The organism is Buttiauxella sp. WJP83, assembly GCF_027594725.1.
GTDB classification, from domain to species: domain Bacteria; phylum Pseudomonadota; class Gammaproteobacteria; order Enterobacterales; family Enterobacteriaceae; genus Buttiauxella; species Buttiauxella selenatireducens.
In genome coordinates, this window is sequence record NZ_CP110080.1 from 2,812,860 (window position 1) to 2,828,492 (window position 15,633).

At 47.2% G+C, this 15,633-nt stretch carries 16 protein-coding genes and 3 pseudogenes; 6 read left to right on the plus strand and 13 right to left on the minus strand.

Annotated elements, in window-relative coordinates; all coding sequences use genetic code 11:
* Positions 1–161 precede the first annotated feature (161 nt).
* On the plus strand, positions 162–1,547 hold the full coding sequence (locus OH773_RS13030) for an FAD-binding oxidoreductase (protein WP_270139258.1): 1,386 nt from the start codon (positions 162–164) through the stop codon (positions 1,545–1,547).
* A 213-nt stretch (positions 1,548–1,760) separates the two neighbouring features.
* Entirely contained in the window at positions 1,761–1,934 is a 174-nt protein-coding gene (locus tag OH773_RS13035; RefSeq protein WP_270139259.1) for a hypothetical protein, read from the plus strand.
* 153 nt (positions 1,935–2,087) lie between these two features.
* Here OH773_RS13035 and OH773_RS13040 read toward each other — a convergent pair.
* A pseudogene (locus OH773_RS13040) lies at positions 2,088–2,255 on the minus strand (NADP-dependent isocitrate dehydrogenase); the annotation flags it as partial.
* 237 nt (positions 2,256–2,492) lie between these two features.
* Between OH773_RS13040 and OH773_RS13045 the strand changes: the two are divergent.
* Positions 2,493–2,717 (plus strand): annotated as a pseudogene (locus tag OH773_RS13045) (DinI-like family protein).
* A gap of 625 nt (positions 2,718–3,342) precedes the next feature.
* Here OH773_RS13045 and OH773_RS13050 read toward each other — a convergent pair.
* Both OH773_RS13050 and OH773_RS13055 read right to left on the minus strand, forming a co-directional pair.
* Positions 3,343–3,756 (minus strand): divergent PAP2 family protein, encoded by a 414-nt coding sequence (locus OH773_RS13050; protein WP_270139260.1) that lies wholly within the window; start codon positions 3,754–3,756, stop codon positions 3,343–3,345.
* Between the two features lie 21 nt (positions 3,757–3,777).
* Entirely contained in the window at positions 3,778–4,668 is an 891-nt protein-coding gene (locus OH773_RS13055; protein ID WP_270139261.1) for a decaprenyl-phosphate phosphoribosyltransferase, read from the minus strand.
* Positions 4,669–4,964: 296 nt separating this feature from the next.
* On the opposite strand from OH773_RS13055, the gene OH773_RS22445 reads away from it, so the two are divergent.
* Together OH773_RS22445 and OH773_RS13060 are read left to right on the plus strand one after the other, a co-directional pair.
* A complete protein-coding gene (locus tag OH773_RS22445; protein WP_442865684.1) occupies positions 4,965–5,138 on the plus strand; it encodes an EamA family transporter in 174 nt (57 codons plus the stop codon).
* A gap of 28 nt (positions 5,139–5,166) precedes the next feature.
* Positions 5,167–6,258, plus strand: a complete 1,092-nt coding sequence (locus OH773_RS13060; RefSeq protein ID WP_270139262.1) for a hypothetical protein — start codon at positions 5,167–5,169, stop codon at positions 6,256–6,258.
* Between the two features lie 222 nt (positions 6,259–6,480).
* Here OH773_RS13060 and OH773_RS13065 read toward each other — a convergent pair.
* The 9 genes and pseudogenes from OH773_RS13065 to OH773_RS13105 form a co-directional block, all read right to left on the minus strand.
* Positions 6,481–6,702 (minus strand): annotated as a pseudogene (locus OH773_RS13065) (IS1 family transposase); the annotation flags it as partial.
* Between the two features lie 123 nt (positions 6,703–6,825).
* Positions 6,826–7,212 carry a tail fiber assembly protein gene (locus tag OH773_RS13070; protein WP_270139263.1) on the minus strand — a complete coding sequence of 129 codons (387 nt, stop codon included), beginning with the start codon at positions 7,210–7,212 and terminating at the stop codon, positions 6,826–6,828.
* Positions 7,212–8,198 carry a glycine-rich domain-containing protein gene (locus OH773_RS13075; protein ID WP_270139264.1) on the minus strand — a complete coding sequence of 329 codons (987 nt, stop codon included), beginning with the start codon at positions 8,196–8,198 and terminating at the stop codon, positions 7,212–7,214. Before OH773_RS13075 ends, OH773_RS13070 begins: the two co-directional genes overlap by 1 nt.
* Before the next feature lie 11 nt (positions 8,199–8,209).
* The gene (locus tag OH773_RS13080; RefSeq protein ID WP_270139265.1) at positions 8,210–8,791 is read right to left on the minus strand and encodes a YmfQ family protein; all 582 of its coding nucleotides are present in this window, start codon (positions 8,789–8,791) and stop codon (positions 8,210–8,212) included.
* Positions 8,782–9,840 carry a baseplate J/gp47 family protein gene (locus OH773_RS13085; protein WP_270139266.1) on the minus strand — a complete coding sequence of 353 codons (1,059 nt, stop codon included), beginning with the start codon at positions 9,838–9,840 and terminating at the stop codon, positions 8,782–8,784. The genes OH773_RS13080 and OH773_RS13085 overlap by 10 nt, the downstream gene beginning before the upstream one ends.
* Positions 9,827–10,252 (minus strand): phage GP46 family protein, encoded by a 426-nt coding sequence (locus OH773_RS13090; RefSeq protein ID WP_270139267.1) that lies wholly within the window; start codon positions 10,250–10,252, stop codon positions 9,827–9,829. The genes OH773_RS13085 and OH773_RS13090 overlap by 14 nt, the downstream gene beginning before the upstream one ends.
* On the minus strand, positions 10,252–10,800 hold the full coding sequence (locus OH773_RS13095; protein WP_270139268.1) for a phage baseplate assembly protein V: 549 nt from the start codon (positions 10,798–10,800) through the stop codon (positions 10,252–10,254). Before OH773_RS13095 ends, OH773_RS13090 begins: the two co-directional genes overlap by 1 nt.
* Positions 10,800–11,876 carry a phage baseplate assembly protein gene (locus OH773_RS13100; protein WP_270139269.1) on the minus strand — a complete coding sequence of 359 codons (1,077 nt, stop codon included), beginning with the start codon at positions 11,874–11,876 and terminating at the stop codon, positions 10,800–10,802. Before OH773_RS13100 ends, OH773_RS13095 begins: the two co-directional genes overlap by 1 nt.
* Positions 11,873–13,183, minus strand: coding sequence for a DNA circularization protein (locus OH773_RS13105; RefSeq protein ID WP_270139270.1), 1,311 nt, complete (start codon positions 13,181–13,183; stop codon positions 11,873–11,875). Before OH773_RS13105 ends, OH773_RS13100 begins: the two co-directional genes overlap by 4 nt.
* A gap of 132 nt (positions 13,184–13,315) precedes the next feature.
* Here OH773_RS13105 and OH773_RS13110 point away from each other — a divergent pair, with 132 nt between their 5' ends.
* Positions 13,316–13,768 (plus strand): OB-fold protein, encoded by a 453-nt coding sequence (locus OH773_RS13110; RefSeq protein WP_270139271.1) that lies wholly within the window; start codon positions 13,316–13,318, stop codon positions 13,766–13,768.
* A 31-nt stretch (positions 13,769–13,799) separates the two neighbouring features.
* Here OH773_RS13110 and OH773_RS13115 read toward each other — a convergent pair whose 3' ends face one another.
* Positions 13,800–15,575, minus strand: coding sequence for a phage tail tape measure protein (locus OH773_RS13115; protein WP_270139272.1), 1,776 nt, complete (start codon positions 15,573–15,575; stop codon positions 13,800–13,802).
* Between the last annotated feature and the right edge of the window lie 58 nt (positions 15,576–15,633).

A 15,633-nucleotide genomic window follows, 5' to 3' on the forward strand; every position in this document is an offset into this window, starting at 1 on the left:
AAGCATGCTGTTGCCCACAGCGTCATCCTCTCTGACATCCCAACGCGTTTCACTTCACTGATGACTGCACGTCAATAAACTTCCAATAAATGCTTCGTACACCATCATTGCTCGGGAAAACCACCATAATTAATAGGGGTAATTAAAACCGGGAGACAATCATGAAGGAGTTACAGAAGTTAAATATTGACGAGTTCAAAACGCACTTCAATGGGGAGTTGATACTTCCTGACGATGCAGGCTACGACGAGGTGCGCCAGATCTGGAACGCCATGATCGACCGCAAACCCGCGCTGATCGCTCGCTGCACATCCCCTGAGGATGTGGTCCAGGCCATTGAATTTGGACGCACGCAAAATCTCCTCATTTCGATCCGAGGAGGGGGTCACAATATCGCGGGTAATGCTGTGTGCGACGGCGGTCTGATGATCGACCTCTCGTTGATGAAGAACGTGCAAGTGGACCTGACAACCCGTAGGGCCAGCGTTGAGCCTGGCTGCACCCTTGGCGACTTTGATGAAGTTGTGCAGGCGCATGGACTCGCCACACCGCTGGGCATCAACTCGACTACCGGTGTGGCTGGCCTGACACTCGGCGGCGGGTTCGGCTGGCTGAGTCGGAAGTACGGTATGACTATAGATAATCTGCTCTCCGCGGAGGTCGTCACAGCAGATGGGAGTCAACTGCACGCCAGTGAATCAGAAAATGCGGATCTCTTTTGGGGACTTCGGGGTGGAGGTGGCAACTTCGGTGTTGTGACTCGCTTCGAATTCCAGCTGCACCCCGTCGGGCCGAACGTACTGAGTGGGCTCATCATCTTTCCATTTGATCAGGCAAAGTCCGTGATCTCGCAGTTCGCCCGATTTACCGAGACGATGCCTGAAGAACTCAATGTTTGGATGGTCACGCGCAAGGCACCTCCGCTACCCTTCTTGCCCGAGGACGTTCACGGGAAAGAGATGGTTGCGCTCGCTCTTTGCTATGTGGGCGATCCTAAAGAGGGTGAGAAGCTGATTGAGCCACTGCGCGGGTTCGGTACGGTGCTCGGCGAGCACATCGGAGTACAACCCTATACCGCCTGGCAACAGGCATTCGATCCGTTATTAGCAAAAGGGGCGCGCAACTACTGGAAGTCACATAACTTCTCGCAACTCAGTGACGGCGTTATCGATGCCATCATCGAATACGCAGCGAAGTTGCCATCACCCCAATGTGAGATATTCATCGGGACAATTGGTGGCCAGACAGCGATCGTAGCACCTGAAGCAATGGCCTACTCAAGCCGGGATGCCAATTACGTGATGAATGTGCACGGTCGCTGGGAGTCCGCCGCCGAGGATGAGCACTGCATCGCCTGGGCGCGTGAATTCTTCGCGAAATCACAACCGTTTGCCAGTAGCGGTGCTTACATCAACTTCCTTACCCAGGAGGAGGCCGACCGCATCGCCTTCGCTTACGGAGCGACCTACAATCGACTCGTGGAACTCAAGAATAAGTACGACCCGACGAACCTGTTCCGGATGAATCAGAACATCAAGCCGGTATAAGACCTGGTCTTGCGCCTGACAACAGCATGCAGCAACCGACGCGCTACACAGGCTGATATAAAACGTTAGGCGCAGTAACCCGTGCGGGATACAAGTTCAAATTTGAATTAAAAAACGAATGCTTATTTCCTGAATTCAGGAATTATAACTTTCTACATGCGAGATATATCCAGCCATACCAGGAAGCGGGCTTTAATTCAAAAGAGGTAAAACATGAAAAGATATGTTGTCGCTCTCAGAGATGGCACGGTCGGCGACCTGTATGCCGATACGGTGAAAAAAGGCGATTTAGTTACGGTCTGGCTGCGTGATGCAGATGGAAACCCAACCTATATCACTGAGATAGTAGAAAAAATAATTAAAGAAGATGAGCTACTCGATTTCTGATGAAAATAATTTCTTTGCATTGCATTCATCTGTGCCTATTTCTTTTTACCGCACCAGGCTATCCGCGTTGTCATAATTAAATCTGTTTTGCAAAAGTCTTTCATAAAAAACGGGAGCACCAGGCTCCCGCTTCGAAATCAGCAAAATCGCTAATTACATATGTTCGATCATCGCGTCGCCAAACTCTGAACATTTCAGCAGTTTAGCGCCATCCATCAGACGTTCGAAATCGTAAGTTACGGTTTTAGCGTTAATCGCGCCTTCCATACCTTTAACAATTAAGTCAGCCGCTTCGAACCATTCCATATGACGCAGCAACAGTGGAAGCAAGCAAAGACAATGCCTTGAAATCACATATAAAAATCATCTTTTCATGGCTACAGATCGTGCGAAAACAGAGATCTTTAATTCATTGAATTTATGACAAATAAATTGTGTTTTGCAGAATGGATTTTATCCGATATTACTCTGTATAAATTTTTAACCAAGCATGCAAACAGCATAAAAAATACCTGTATAACAAGCCAGTAGAAGGAATCTGTAGAGTAAGTTGAACTCATTTATGACAAACGCAATGTAGAAAGCCTGCCTGGTACCAAAGATATTATTCTGTCCAAACTGACAAAGCGGTGTATGGTATTTTCCCTTCCGCTGATGTTCGAGTTAAACCTATGCAGGCTAACGCCGTAAACAGCGACTGCTCGAAGAGAAAAAAAAGTAAAATTGAACCGCCTGATTGAAGATATGTTTGAAGAAGCCGAGTACTGGCTCGTTAGCGAGTAGATTATGGATAACATGATCATCGTTGGGATTCGGAGCTACTTCCCAAAAGATAATGTTTTGCCAAGCCATCGAAAGAAATTCGACTTTTGCAGTAGTACATTTTAATTTGCTAGGGCATGTGCCGTTGGAGGTCCGAAACAACGAATGGTCACCTGGCAAAGCTAAATTTTTAACGATATTGGTCACGCTATTTTAGCAGCAGCGAAGGTTGGTAAAAAAACCTTGCAGTGACATAAAATTTCTAACGCTCCAGGAAGTAGCCAAGTATGGCTGCTTTTTTATGCTCCATCAAAGCCTCCCGTCATAATCCCTCACCCGGTTCATCGAATGCGTTACCACTCTGTGAGCCACGACATCATCCGGCGAATCACTTTCTATCTCCTACCCATCTTCCGTTATCAGCGATTTACCCTTCTGCTTAACAACATGATTGAGGTTATCGAACGTGACAAGCGAGGTCTTACGCTGAATCCTAGTGGTTATCCCTAATGTGTCTCTATACCAGACCGGCCTGGCGTATGAAGTCCGCGGTGCTAATTCTTTGATAGCCCTTAGGATTGAAATAAACGGCCTAAAATCGTAAACATCTATAATATTTCAGGATTAAGGTAATCCCGTAATATTTTCAAAAAAAATAACTTACGAACCAAGCGATTACAGTGCCAACTAAAACACCACCGGCTAGCTCTCCCTTTGTGTGCCCCATTCGCTCTCTGAGAGCAATATGGGCGCTATCATCCTGTGCTAATTTATTAACTGACTTTGCTATTTTTCCTATATTTCTACGCAAACTATTGGCATCAAGAATAACGATAAACGCTAGCGTTAATGCTACGCCAAACGAAGGATGTTCAACACCATTCTTCATTGCAATTAGTGCAACCATACTTGATACTATTGCAGCATGATTACTAGGCATTCCTCCATATCCTATTAATTCGTAAGCAGGTTTCCTTTCCTTAAGGCTATTTATAAAAAACTTTAACCCTCCAGCAAAAAACCAAGAAAGAAATGGGGTGATTGCATAAGAAAAATCCATGATTAGCTGTCCATCAATATATCAATGTTTAATTGACCATAAAACATAAATACATGCCATTGTCCAAGCAAGACATGTAAGCAATAGAGGCGCATCTTTAAGCAGTGCATCTGTAGGGGATTCCCCCCTATCTGACATTTCAACAATGTACCAATATCGGAACAAACCGAACAGAACTAAAGGCACAGTGATAACAAGATCTGGATGTGAAGACATCACAAATAAGCTATAAAATATAAGAGCACAAATCGCAGATATTTCTGCATATCTTTCTATCAATGGTAAGGTATAACGCTCCAATACTTGTCGTCCATTTACACCATTTTGATTAAGTTCCTGCCGGCGTTTTATTGCAGCTAGATAAAGTGCAAGACATAATGTTGTTACAAACATCCACGATGACACCGGGACTGATAGCGCCACTGCTCCGGCATAAACACGCAATACAAACCCTATTGCAATGGTAAATATATCCATAACAGGTTGGTGTTTAAGATATAAAGTATATGCAACGTTTAAAGCAAGATATCCAAGCACAACAATTAATACTTTTAAATTTAAAAAGGCACCCATGGATACAATTATAAAAAGTAATCCCATCAATAATAGTAATGCGCATTTAACGGATATCACACCTGAAGCTATTGGACGAGATATCGATTTTTTTGGATGTAACCTGTCTCGCTCCCTATCTTTTATATCGTTAAAAATATAAACAACGGAAGACCCCAAACAAAAAAGAATTACAGCCACAAACGCATTAGCAATTGAATTATAGTTATTGAATTGTCCTGAAAAAATCAGTGGTGCTAATACAAATGTATTTTTAATCCAGTGCTTGGGCCGTAGGAGTTTTATTAGATTCCAAAAAAAACTTTTAGTTTTTCCATGCGCCAATACTTTGGAGTTCATAATTGAGACATCTCACACATAAATATTGCGGTAAAGCAAAAAATTGTTTATAATGTTACATTAAAAATAATATATAGTCAACAGAATAGAGTATTGTAATGTCTATCCTAATATTTTCAGTCGTCATATGTAGTATAACACTGAATGCTATAGCTCAAATTGCCCTAAAAAAGACTATGTCGGCGACCAATCTTTTAGCTGGTCATGGAATTGGAATTCAATTTATTACATCAATAATATGTAATCCATGGTTCATGTTAGGCATATCTTTTTACCTTTTGAGTTTAATACTATGGATGGTGGTTCTAAGTAAATTAGATGTGACTGTTGCGTATCCCCTTTTATCTTTGGGTTATGTCATAACAACAGTTATAGGATATTATTTTTTAAACGAGAGCGTTAACACCTTAAAAGTTGCAGGGCTTGTTTTTATTTGCATAGGCATTATATGTGTATCCAAAAGCGCATAGCCGTGACTTCTCCTCACAAGGAAAAAAAATGAATATTGGATCCATTAAAAACTCCATTTTTACAAAGGGGTTTTTACTATTTGTGATTTTCTGGATGGCATCAAGCGCCAGCTTTTCCGGAGTAATGGGGAAGTGGGCTTTACTTGATGGTCAGGTCAGAAATGGCATCGAAAATATGCTGTCTGGTTCTGCATACAAACCATTTGTTTACAGACAACTTGCACCATTTATTGCTAATACAATAGAAAAAAACACCCCAGAAGAAATAAAAACATTTGTCACGGATAACTTTAAACCAGAAAAAACATTTTCCAAAATTACAGTAAGTAATGATGTTACATTAAAATTCAAATACATCATTATTTATCATCTTTGTTTCGCATCTATATTATTCAGTTTGTTTACACTTAGAAAACTATTGCTTTCCATGGGGTGCAGTCAAATTTCCTCAATAATGTCCCCTATTTTGCTAGCACTCTACTTTCCTTACTTCCTTGCTGGCGGAGGATATTTTTATGATGGGATTGAGTTGTTATTTATGTCACTAGCAGTATATCTATGCATAAATAAAAAATGGTTGCCACTTTTAGTTCTAACTATCCCAGCAACGCTAAATAAAGAAACATTTTTCTTTTTTGCGTTCACCTTGTACCCTCTAATTAACTCTGAAATGGAAAAGAAAAAAGCAATTGTATTTACACTGTCAATTATTCTGATATCTGGAATTATAAACATTATCACAAAGCATATCTATGCAAATAACCTAGGTGGAGCATTAGAATTCCATTTAGTGGAAAATATAAAAGCATATTTCGATTACCATACTTACATCTATGTTGAAAAAGTAAATACTTACGGAATTGTTGGTCTTGGAGGAACATCTTTAGCATTTATTCTATTAATGTTTATTATATTTAAAAACGGCATGCCTTTATGTGATAAAAAAACAAAACAACACATAGGTCTTGTCACATTAATAAGCATACCATTGTTTGTTCTTTTCTCTGGGACTGGTGAAATAAGAAATTTAAGCTTTTTCTTAGTCTCCTTGGCGGTTTTGACTGGGTTAATAATCGATAGGTATTTTTTAAACCAAAATACAAATACTCATTTAAAATAAAAGAATAATCACTCCAATTTATCATGCTGATAATAGGCATAAAACCTACTTTCAGCATGAGTAAATTTCACTCATGTAAGGGATGTTTATTACGGTGATTTTTTTTCATTTCTTTGAGCTAGTTTCCTGCACCCCCCAAGGTTAGGTGTCAGGTAATTCATACAATTAGTAGAATGTATGATTTTCAAAGAACGCACCGATGATTTTTTCATATAACTCAATCTAGAGTGAAAAAGTTGATTATTTTCTGATCAGACGCTTAATGCGGGGTTTTATTTTCAGGTTATTACGCTCAATACACTGAGTAAATACTTTCCCGGTGAGATGCTTATCCTTCGGCACTTCTCTGGCATAACTGCCCCAGTCATCGCTGATTATCAGTCCGATATTAAAAGGCCTAAGCAAGGCCAACAGTTCGTGGTAGGTTCCATCGATACGAGGACCTAAATGTTAGATAGTGAACCGAAAAAAAATCCAAGCCTATCGGGATCTCCCTCAAAAGCTACCTCCTATGGATGTTTTTACTGCTCAAAATTTAAGCACATCCCTGCGCCTCTATCAAAGATTCTATGCTGGCTGAACAGGCCATGTGATATCTGGCGCAGTAGACGTATCCACACGCATCAGCAATACCCGGTATTTTTTACATTCAGGCAACTCGGAGGTTTCTGCTTCTGTCGCTATTCCTGCATCAACAGCGTCCTGACGCCAAGCGATCTCTGAGTCGGCCTCAGCTCGCCGCTGTGCTTTTTGCTGCTCTGCCTGTGCAACAAGTTGCTCATGAGTTAGTGGATGCTGTTCTGGTGAATGGAATGCGCCATCTACATAACCCCAACCTATTCCCGCCGAATCAGATTGCACGGATATAGAGCCTTCTGGCACTGTCCAGTCAGACTCGCTATCCCAGACTGCAACGTTTTCAACAATGCCATATTTAATCAGTGCATATCTCATCAGTAAAGTTCCCATACCAGAACACATCCATCTGAACCATCTCCACCGGCAGCCGCACCACCGGCATCAATAGAAATGGCACCACTACCACCCGCTCCATATCCTGTTGCTGAGAACCCAGGCTGATTACCCTTTACTGACAGACCCACACGCATCCCTCCAGTCCCATACGGTGTTGACCCACCGCCAGATGAAATATTTCCATAGTTCGTTCCCACAGACACCCCCGCAGATTCATTAGAGCCGCAACGAATATTACCGACAGTTCCTTTTCCTGCGTTACCGCCCGCCGCTACAATAGCGTTCGTCTGGGAAATTGCGGTCGTCGTACCGCCAGTTCCGCCAGTGCCACCAGTTGCGATAGCAACAGAACCAAAACTCGTTGTACCCCCATCGGTTCCCGATGTCCCTGCTGTAGTACCGCTTTTTCCTCCAGCGCCAATAGTCACATTGTATGTAGTTACTGGATTTGCAATGAAAGACACTGCCGTGCCCCCTGCCCCGCCACCACCCGTTACAGAGTGTGCACCAGCAGTTGCTGACAGAGTTCCGCCACCGCCCGCCCCTGCACCAATAACCTCTACGATAAGCGCCTTCACACCTGATGGGGTCGTATACGTTCCTGATGTGGCAATGAGTTTTGGTACTCCTGATAATCGACCGCTATAACCACTACCGTTTATCAGACCAAGGTTTGTAAGAGCTTCCGCTACAGCAGCAGCTCCGTCTGCCTTAATGTCAGCGAACGGATGCGCGCGACTCAGTAGTAACGCCTTAAGCGCTGTCAGTAGTTGATTGCGTTTTGCCTTATCTAGTGAGATTCCAGTGGCTTCTACAACTCCCGCAAGCTCTTCCTGAATAGCGTCAAAATAGTCATCATCAAGATCTGTCGCCTGAGTGCCCGTCTGAGGGTTTCCACGCGTAAAGCCGTTCTTACCCGCGCCGAATTTATCCTTCTGCGCAGTAGGTGTATCAATACGATGCATAATGTCTCCGGTTACGGATATTTAAAGATTACGTAGGTATGGGACGGACAGAGTTTATTGATAACGCACTCAGCGACGGTGTCGCCCCAGTAACGGACAGGCGTTTCGCACTTGTCTGTGCAGGTCATCCAGGTCGCATCTGTGGCTGCTGGCATATTGACCTGCCAGTAATACCGCCATTCAGTGGAGTACGTTGCATCAATGCACGATGACGTACACTTAAACGGCCCTTTGTTGTAGCGGGTGATAGTCGCACCAGGTTTGCCCAGTGCAGTCAGCAGCTCAAGAAAAAAAGTCTCGTTAATCCCACCAGCCAGGTTTACTTTCGCATCCAGCCGCTGTTGGCGCTGTCGGATCGTCTGTGTCCCCGTGGGAAGACATTCATCAGGCAGGCCACAGCATGTTTCCCACCGGCTTATCATTTCAGTCGTGGTGCGCGGGTCGATTTCCAGCATCAGATCGTCAGCGTGCTGATGAACTCTGAGCAATGAGGGCGCCACGCCTCTAATCGCCACGTCATCCGTTGACCAGGCAGGCCCGGGGGGAAGTAGTGCGTCCAGCAGGTGGACATAATCCTCTTCATTTACTGCCACGATATTCCCCCCAGTACCGCCAGTTCATTCTTCGCCACCAGAGTATCCGCAGCGGGTGCAATCAGCTTATGGCTGTACTCCCCGGCAGCTATCGATATGGCCTCGTTGATACGAGACAATTCAAGCGTTCCTTCCGGATAACCATCGCGCAGAAGGAGAGAACGAAGCTCAGCCTCAACAGCGGACCGTGTTTCGGCATTGTCAGGATTCAGGTCAATGGTGAAATTAATGGTTTTTGCGGTCGCCTTAAACACATACAGATCCGATCCCGCCACTGGCGCCAGCGGTTCAATGTGCGCCTGTGCTTCTGCTACTGTCGCATCATCCAGGATCGGATTAATCAAATTGCTACTGGCCACCATCACACCGACCGTACCGGTCCCCATCCAGTGCCGGTACGTCCAGGCGCGCGTAATGCCCGGGACCTCTTTCGCCCAGACAACATAATCACCGTCGGCACCGCCCTGTGGTGTCCAGTAGTACCGCTCAATCACTCGGGAGCGCCACTCTTCCAGACCTTCAATATCGAAACCGCCTTTCAGCGTGTCAGCTACACCCGATGACGGAAGACCGTTAACCGGTGTAACCAGGATCAGCGGCACACCGTCATCCGCATTCCCGATAAGACCTTCCACAGAGCACACAACCGGAACCCGCAGGACGCCGCCTGCACTCACTGCATCCGCCGTCGCCGTGTACTGCACAAGATCATCGCGCTGAATGACGCTGCCGGCGGTCACTTTCAGGTTATCGCTGACGCCGTCCCAGCGCATAAAACCTGCTGCGCCTGTGGCCCGTTTTCTCGGACATCGCTTCATTGAGGCATGCCGCATCAGCCACGCTTCGTCACAGAGATCCGGTAACATATTCATGGCCAGATAATCGATATAGCCGTACACGGTATGCAGTGCTGCCGCATACACTTTTGCCCTGACGTCTTCATCCATGCGACGCAACGTGTCGTTCACATCGAGACGTGCAAACAGATCGGTTCTGAGCATGCTGATATTTTCGGCCAGCGTCGGACGCTGGAATTCACTGTCCGCCATGGGTTATCGCACTCCATAAATCATCGAAAGAAATTACTACGGGCCCGTCATACCGCCACAGCGTCAGGCTGTTACCCAGCTCATTGATACCCGTGCGCTGAATCTTTAACTCAATGCGGGATACCACGCCGTCATCGAGCATCCACTGCAGGGCTTCATTGATATAGGTTCTGACGACATTGACGGTCTGGTTAGTCAGTTTGCTGCGTTGCAGCAGCCAGAGGCGGGAGCCGTAGCGGTCATTTTGTACCGCAGGCCAGGTATCTCCCCACCACCCCATGGGTACGTCGGCATTATCATCAGGTTCGGCACGTCGCCAGGTGAAAAGGGAAATGACTACAGCACGCGTGAGCTTATCCAGTGGCGCACTGGCACTCGTATACTGGCCATTCACCGTCAGCCACAGATCCATTACGCCTCCATCGGTTTATCCGCTGTATTGGTGAGATTGCCCTGTCCGTTTTCATGGTGTTTATGCCCGTTATAGGCAATGCGCATGGCTGACATGGTGAGGCCATCTGTATCGCACCGGTCCTTGATCTGGCCCGTGGATTCAATGTCCATTTCAAACCGCGCTTTCGGGGCGTTCCGGAAAGTGATGATTTTGCCGGCGCCGTCCACAACAATCCCGTCGCGCGTCAGAGTGACGGTTTGCCCCTGGTCATCATAAAAAGCCACTTCACCCGTTTTCAGCCCTTTGATCCGGTAGCGGCGATCGGCAACAACAATGGCGACGGCATGAGAGCGGTCAGCGTCCGGGAACAAGACAATGGCTTCAGAGCCCTCGTTTGCCACCGCAGTGAATCCATAGGGCTCAAGATGTTCAATACCCCCTTTCTGGTCACCTGCCAGCAACTCCACATCCACGGTCTGACACTTTGTGGCCGCATTGATACTCTTCACAACGGCACGACCGATAAGGCTAAGCACCTGCCGCTGCAAGCTTTGCAAGGCTCTCATCAGAATGGGTCCTCTTCGGTTGCTTTGGCCTTTTTCCGTTTCTTCGTATCTTCCGGTTCGGGCAAATACGCATCTGCAGGACCTACGCGCAGTTCTGTCAGCGTGCCTTTGCTGTCTTTTGTGAAGTTCACTTCCGAGATAAGCAATTCACGGTTATCGAAACCGCAAACCGGATCCCACACAACAACACGTAAATTGGGTTGCCAGAGCGCACCATTCCCCTGCCGCCAGCCATGCACAACATAGGTGGTTTCATCAGTACGGGCCGCGCGTTGTCGTGCTTCGAACTCGGCACGGGCAATACAGCTTGCCCCTGTGGCCTGCCCTGTTTGCTGGACATACATCGGGCGATAACGGGAAATGGAAGCATCAGCGGTACGGGCGCGTAATGCGGTGGTCGTCGCCGCGCCAAAATCGTCATCGTTCCCGGCACGCTGCCCGGCTACCTGGTAGGTAGAAAACCTGTCGCGAATGCTTTTTTCGGTATCACAGGAAATGATATTTTGCCCGAGCACCAGCGCGGTATGGGCTTTTGTTACGCCAATACCGCCGATTACCAGCCGTCCGCGCGGATCGTCATAAGCCAGCGCCTGCTGCTGGCCCAGCATTTTGTTCAGCAGCTCAATAACGGTTTCACCGTGATCCGGCTGAATACCAGGAATGGTCCCGGACGGTGCGCCTTCGTTCACTACCCTGATCCCGAAAGGTTTGGCTAACGCTGCAGCAACCTGCACCAGTGACTGGCCGTTAAACTGTGTCGGCTCTGCGGTACAATCGATAAGGTCAGCGGTCAGACTGCGACCAGAAATCGCGGTACTGACTGAATTCGCATCGTAGCGAACCGGTGTGGCCTCGACCCAGCCGGTGATCACCAGGTCATCACCAATCAGCACTTCCACTTTTGACCCGTTTTTTATACGCGGTTGCAGCGATACCTGTTCATTATTACCGGGCCACTGCCGGGTGATTTCAACACTGAAGTCACGCGCCAGTCGCTCAATCCCCGCGCCAATTCTTACCGACGTCCAGCCCCCCCACTCCCGACCATTAACCCTCAGTGTGACATTGTCGTTCATCGTGCTGGCACCCTCATCGCTGCCACCGGAACAAACCCCGGATGAGCAACCGCGTTGCGCCGCGTGATATCAGTCTCACGCGCGGCGTTATCAAACCAGGTAGCCGCCAGCACAAGCGCTGGCAACACTTCATCTGGCGTGCGAACCACTGTTTTTTCTGTTTGCTCAAGGCGGCTTTTGATATCGGTATTCAGATCGGCTTTTACACGACGTAGCGCAAGAAATAACCGGTCATCATTCGTGCGGGACATTTCTTTATCAATCGACTGGTTCAGCGTATCCCGGATATCAACCAGATCATCCCATGTCGGCAGGTCGACAGACGGGTTTACGTCCGGCGCATTATTGAGAGCGGGATGAGTCACCGATGGCCAGCCGGTCTGCGTTTGCCCCTGCTGGATATTCGGTGTCTGGCTGGCTGGCGCGGGCAGGCTTGTCACAGCGTTAGCCGCTTCACTAATTGCCGTCGTTCTGATAGCGCTGGCGACGTAGTTGCTTTGCTCTTTTGTTGTTTTAGTTGTTGCGCTGTCTGTTTTCCACACCCCAACCGGCTGTAAATCACTCCCCAGGCTTATTCCCGAAAACGTTTTAATCATCGTGAATAAGTCACCGGCATTACCATATAAACGGTTGCCGCTACGCCACATCTTTTGCAACTGATCAACGAAGCCTTTTCCGGATGAAGGAGGTGGCAGCAGCACAGATATATCCCCCTGCATCAGCCTGGCGGCATCCGATACCACAGAATCAACCACTTTCATGCTGTCCGAGACGTAACCCATCATTCCTGTCGCTGATTTCACAACATCGTTCTGAATAAAATCAGCCACGCCATCGATGCTGAAATTATCAAAGTTATCACTGATACAGTCGTCCAGTGCTGAGCAGGATGAGGTCAGGTTCTGGGCCGTCGCAGCACCCGATGTCGGATAAGACAACTCGCCCGCTTCAACAAATTTCAGGTCAAGACGCACCATGCGCCCTTCACTGTTCGATGTGCTGACACGAATTTCGCCGTCAACACACATTTTCATTTCACCGTACGTCGGATGGATCAGCGTACCCGGACCGGGTTTATTCAGGGCTTCAATCAGGCGGTCGCGCTGCTCAAAACAGTCATCGCCAATCAGGTAAGCTGAAATATTCGGGCGCTGGCTGATTTTCCCGAGATCTTCGGTATAGGGTTTATCGCGGTTGGGGAATTCGTGAGTTTCCACGCGACGACCAACACCCGCGCTTTCATCTTCAACTTTGAATGCGACGCCGCGAAACGACGCATCAACCAGCTTGTCTTTCCACGATGCCATACAAACTCCAGACATAAAAAAACCGCCAGGGCGGATTTTTTAATAGTTAGTACTTAGGATATTGCGATAAATTATCTACTCCTGTTGCTTTAGAGATAATTTCACAGCAAAACTATTTAATTGAGGATGAGAATGAAAAAGTTACTGAAATGGATTTTTTATATTTTTATCGGTTTTATGGCCATTGGATATTTTGCAAGCAAGAACGATTCATCCAATTCAGCTTCAGCGAATACCGAAGCGCAAGAACCAGCATCAGCGCCACAAAAAGAAGTATTTAATACTACTGCCCGCCAACTGTTCAAAGCTTATGAAGAAAATGAGGTGGCTACTGACGAGCAAATGAAAGGTAAATTAGTCGCAGTTAAAGGGGTTGTGCAATCTATCGATAAAGATTTTACCGATTCAATAATTGTTAGTCTTAAGACTGATAATGAATTCATGCCTGCTCGCATGGAAATGAAAGACTCGGAAAAAACAACAGCAATTGCTCTCAAAAAGGGTAAACAGATCACAGTTATTTGCGAAAAAATGTCTCGCGTGATTGGTGCACCATCCGGCCGCAAATGTCTATTTTCACAATAATGTAAGTATGGGAGGGCTACCCTCCCATACCCTACCTCCCCATTCTGGTGTAACCCACATCAGTAGTGACATTAACTCCACTGGATTTAGAGTCTGTAACTTTTGTGCCCGGCGGTGCCCCCTTCAACTCAATAACAACATTTGCCTGAGATGGGGTAGATGAACTCTGCTGGATTTGGTATGGGTTATAACCCCCGCTGGCAACACCTGTTCCATATGCGCCGTAGCCACCAGCCCCCCACTGAGCAGCATTTGCTGCAGCCACAGTGTCGCTGGAGCCATCGATGATCCAGGATATATATGGCTTAATAGTTTCCCACATATCCTTAAACCACTGAACGATCGGTCCCCAGTTATTAATAATCAGCCCCAGCGGAGACCAGCCGAAAGCCGTTTTTGCCCAGTGCAGCCAGTCAGAGAATATCGGCTTAAAAAATGCCCACAGCGCTTCAAAATACGGCCCGACCGTATCCCAGTTAGTGATAATCAGTCCCGCAGCCAGCGCAATAGCCGTCGCAATCATGCCTATCGGACTCAGTGCCATAAGCCGGCTGACAATCGTTATCGCCCCGCCAACGCCCATAAACCCCAGTTTCAGGAGGGTCAACCCGGCAGCAAGTCCTACCGCGCTGCGAATGACCGCCGGATTTTTTTCCGCAAATGTCGCAAATTTTTCCGACATGTCACCAAGCCAGGTGACAATGCCCTTCGTGTCTTTAGCGAATGCTCCACCAATTGCCGCCAGGCCATTTGTCGCGGTGCCGGTCATCGCCTCCCAAAGGTTAGCTAACGTACCCAACTGCGCTTCAACACGTTTGTTCAGGCTGGCCTGCTTATTCATTTTTTGCTGGATCTGGTCGTAGCCATCCTTACCTTTATCGATAAGCGTATTAACGACCTGAAGAGTTTCAGCATCATCACCAAAAATGCTTTTTATAACTTTGGTTCGATCAACATCATTTAATCCCCGCAACTTGGTCAGTTGAGCGATTAATTTATCCAACCCACCAAACGAGCCTTTGCCATTAGTGAAGTCCAGTTTCGCCTTTAGACCAACACCTTGTATCAGTTTATTGGCGCTATTTACCTTCTTAAGATCGAGGCCGCCCTGTATGACTTTGCGCAAGGCATTACCAGCGGCTTCGCCCTGCATTCCCATCTGATCCATCATGACAGCAATCGGAGCCAGACCTTGCGCCGCCTTCAGCCCATCGGCATTAACCATTTTCAACACAGAGCTGGTTTTGGAAAAGAACGAGAGCATGTTCGTATCATCGACACCGAGATAAAACGCTTTCTGGATAGTGTCGAATAATCCCATCATGTCATCAGAAGCAGTTCCTGTTGCATCCTGCATTTTCGCGGCGAATTCTGCGGCTGCTTCAGGTGTTTTCTTGAGCTGAACCGCGAGGTAGGCCGTGGCCTTACCCACACCGCCCAGAATATTCTCCGCTGGTATCCCCTGGCGAACCAGCATCTGCATCATGTTCTGGAAATCAGCGGTCGTACCCGGCAGTTGATTTCCGAGCCCGACAGCCAGTTTATTGATCCCCTCAAAGCTTGAACCAACCTCACCGTTCGCCTGCATCATGGCAACTTTGAGGCCCGTAGCGGCATCTTCCTGCTGAGCATAAGCCCGCAGAGACAATGTCAGCCCGGCAGCAAGGCCGCCAGCCATAGCAATCCCGCCACGGGAAGCCTCTTCTGTCTGGCGTTTAAATCCCCGCAGATTTTTCTGCATCCGTGACAGTGTTGGCGATAATTTATCAACACCGGTGATGAGTGCCTTCAGTTCAAACTCAGCCATTGCCTTGCCTCTCTGACTCTATTCTGTTTGCCTGACTGACCAGCAAAGGAATTTCGCT

Bases quoted from the DNA above. Each gene is read 5' to 3' on its own strand.
- OH773_RS22445 (WP_442865684.1), top strand. From the start codon at position 4,965: ATGGTGGTTCTAAGTAAATTAGATGTGACTGTTGCGTATCCCCTTTTA.
- OH773_RS13035 (WP_270139259.1), top strand. From the start codon at position 1,761: ATGAAAAGATATGTTGTCGCTCTCAGAGATGGCACGGTCGGCGACCTG.
- OH773_RS13090 (WP_270139267.1), bottom strand. From the start codon at position 10,252: ATGGATCTGTGGCTGACGGTGAATGGCCAGTATACGAGTGCCAGTGCG.
- OH773_RS13100 (WP_270139269.1), bottom strand. From the start codon at position 11,876: ATGAACGACAATGTCACACTGAGGGTTAATGGTCGGGAGTGGGGGGGC.
- OH773_RS13030 (WP_270139258.1), top strand. From the start codon at position 162: ATGAAGGAGTTACAGAAGTTAAATATTGACGAGTTCAAAACGCACTTC.
- OH773_RS13085 (WP_270139266.1), bottom strand. From the start codon at position 9,840: ATGGCGGACAGTGAATTCCAGCGTCCGACGCTGGCCGAAAATATCAGC.
- OH773_RS13060 (WP_270139262.1), top strand. From the start codon at position 5,167: ATGAATATTGGATCCATTAAAAACTCCATTTTTACAAAGGGGTTTTTA.
- OH773_RS13070 (WP_270139263.1), bottom strand. From the start codon at position 7,212: ATGAGATATGCACTGATTAAATATGGCATTGTTGAAAACGTTGCAGTC.
- OH773_RS13110 (WP_270139271.1), top strand. From the start codon at position 13,316: ATGAAAAAGTTACTGAAATGGATTTTTTATATTTTTATCGGTTTTATG.
- OH773_RS13050 (WP_270139260.1), bottom strand. From the start codon at position 3,756: ATGGATTTTTCTTATGCAATCACCCCATTTCTTTCTTGGTTTTTTGCT.
- OH773_RS13055 (WP_270139261.1), bottom strand. From the start codon at position 4,668: ATGAACTCCAAAGTATTGGCGCATGGAAAAACTAAAAGTTTTTTTTGG.
- OH773_RS13075 (WP_270139264.1), bottom strand. From the start codon at position 8,198: ATGCATCGTATTGATACACCTACTGCGCAGAAGGATAAATTCGGCGCG.
- OH773_RS13105 (WP_270139270.1), bottom strand. From the start codon at position 13,183: ATGGCATCGTGGAAAGACAAGCTGGTTGATGCGTCGTTTCGCGGCGTC.
- OH773_RS13095 (WP_270139268.1), bottom strand. From the start codon at position 10,800: ATGAGAGCCTTGCAAAGCTTGCAGCGGCAGGTGCTTAGCCTTATCGGT.
- OH773_RS13115 (WP_270139272.1), bottom strand. From the start codon at position 15,575: ATGGCTGAGTTTGAACTGAAGGCACTCATCACCGGTGTTGATAAATTA.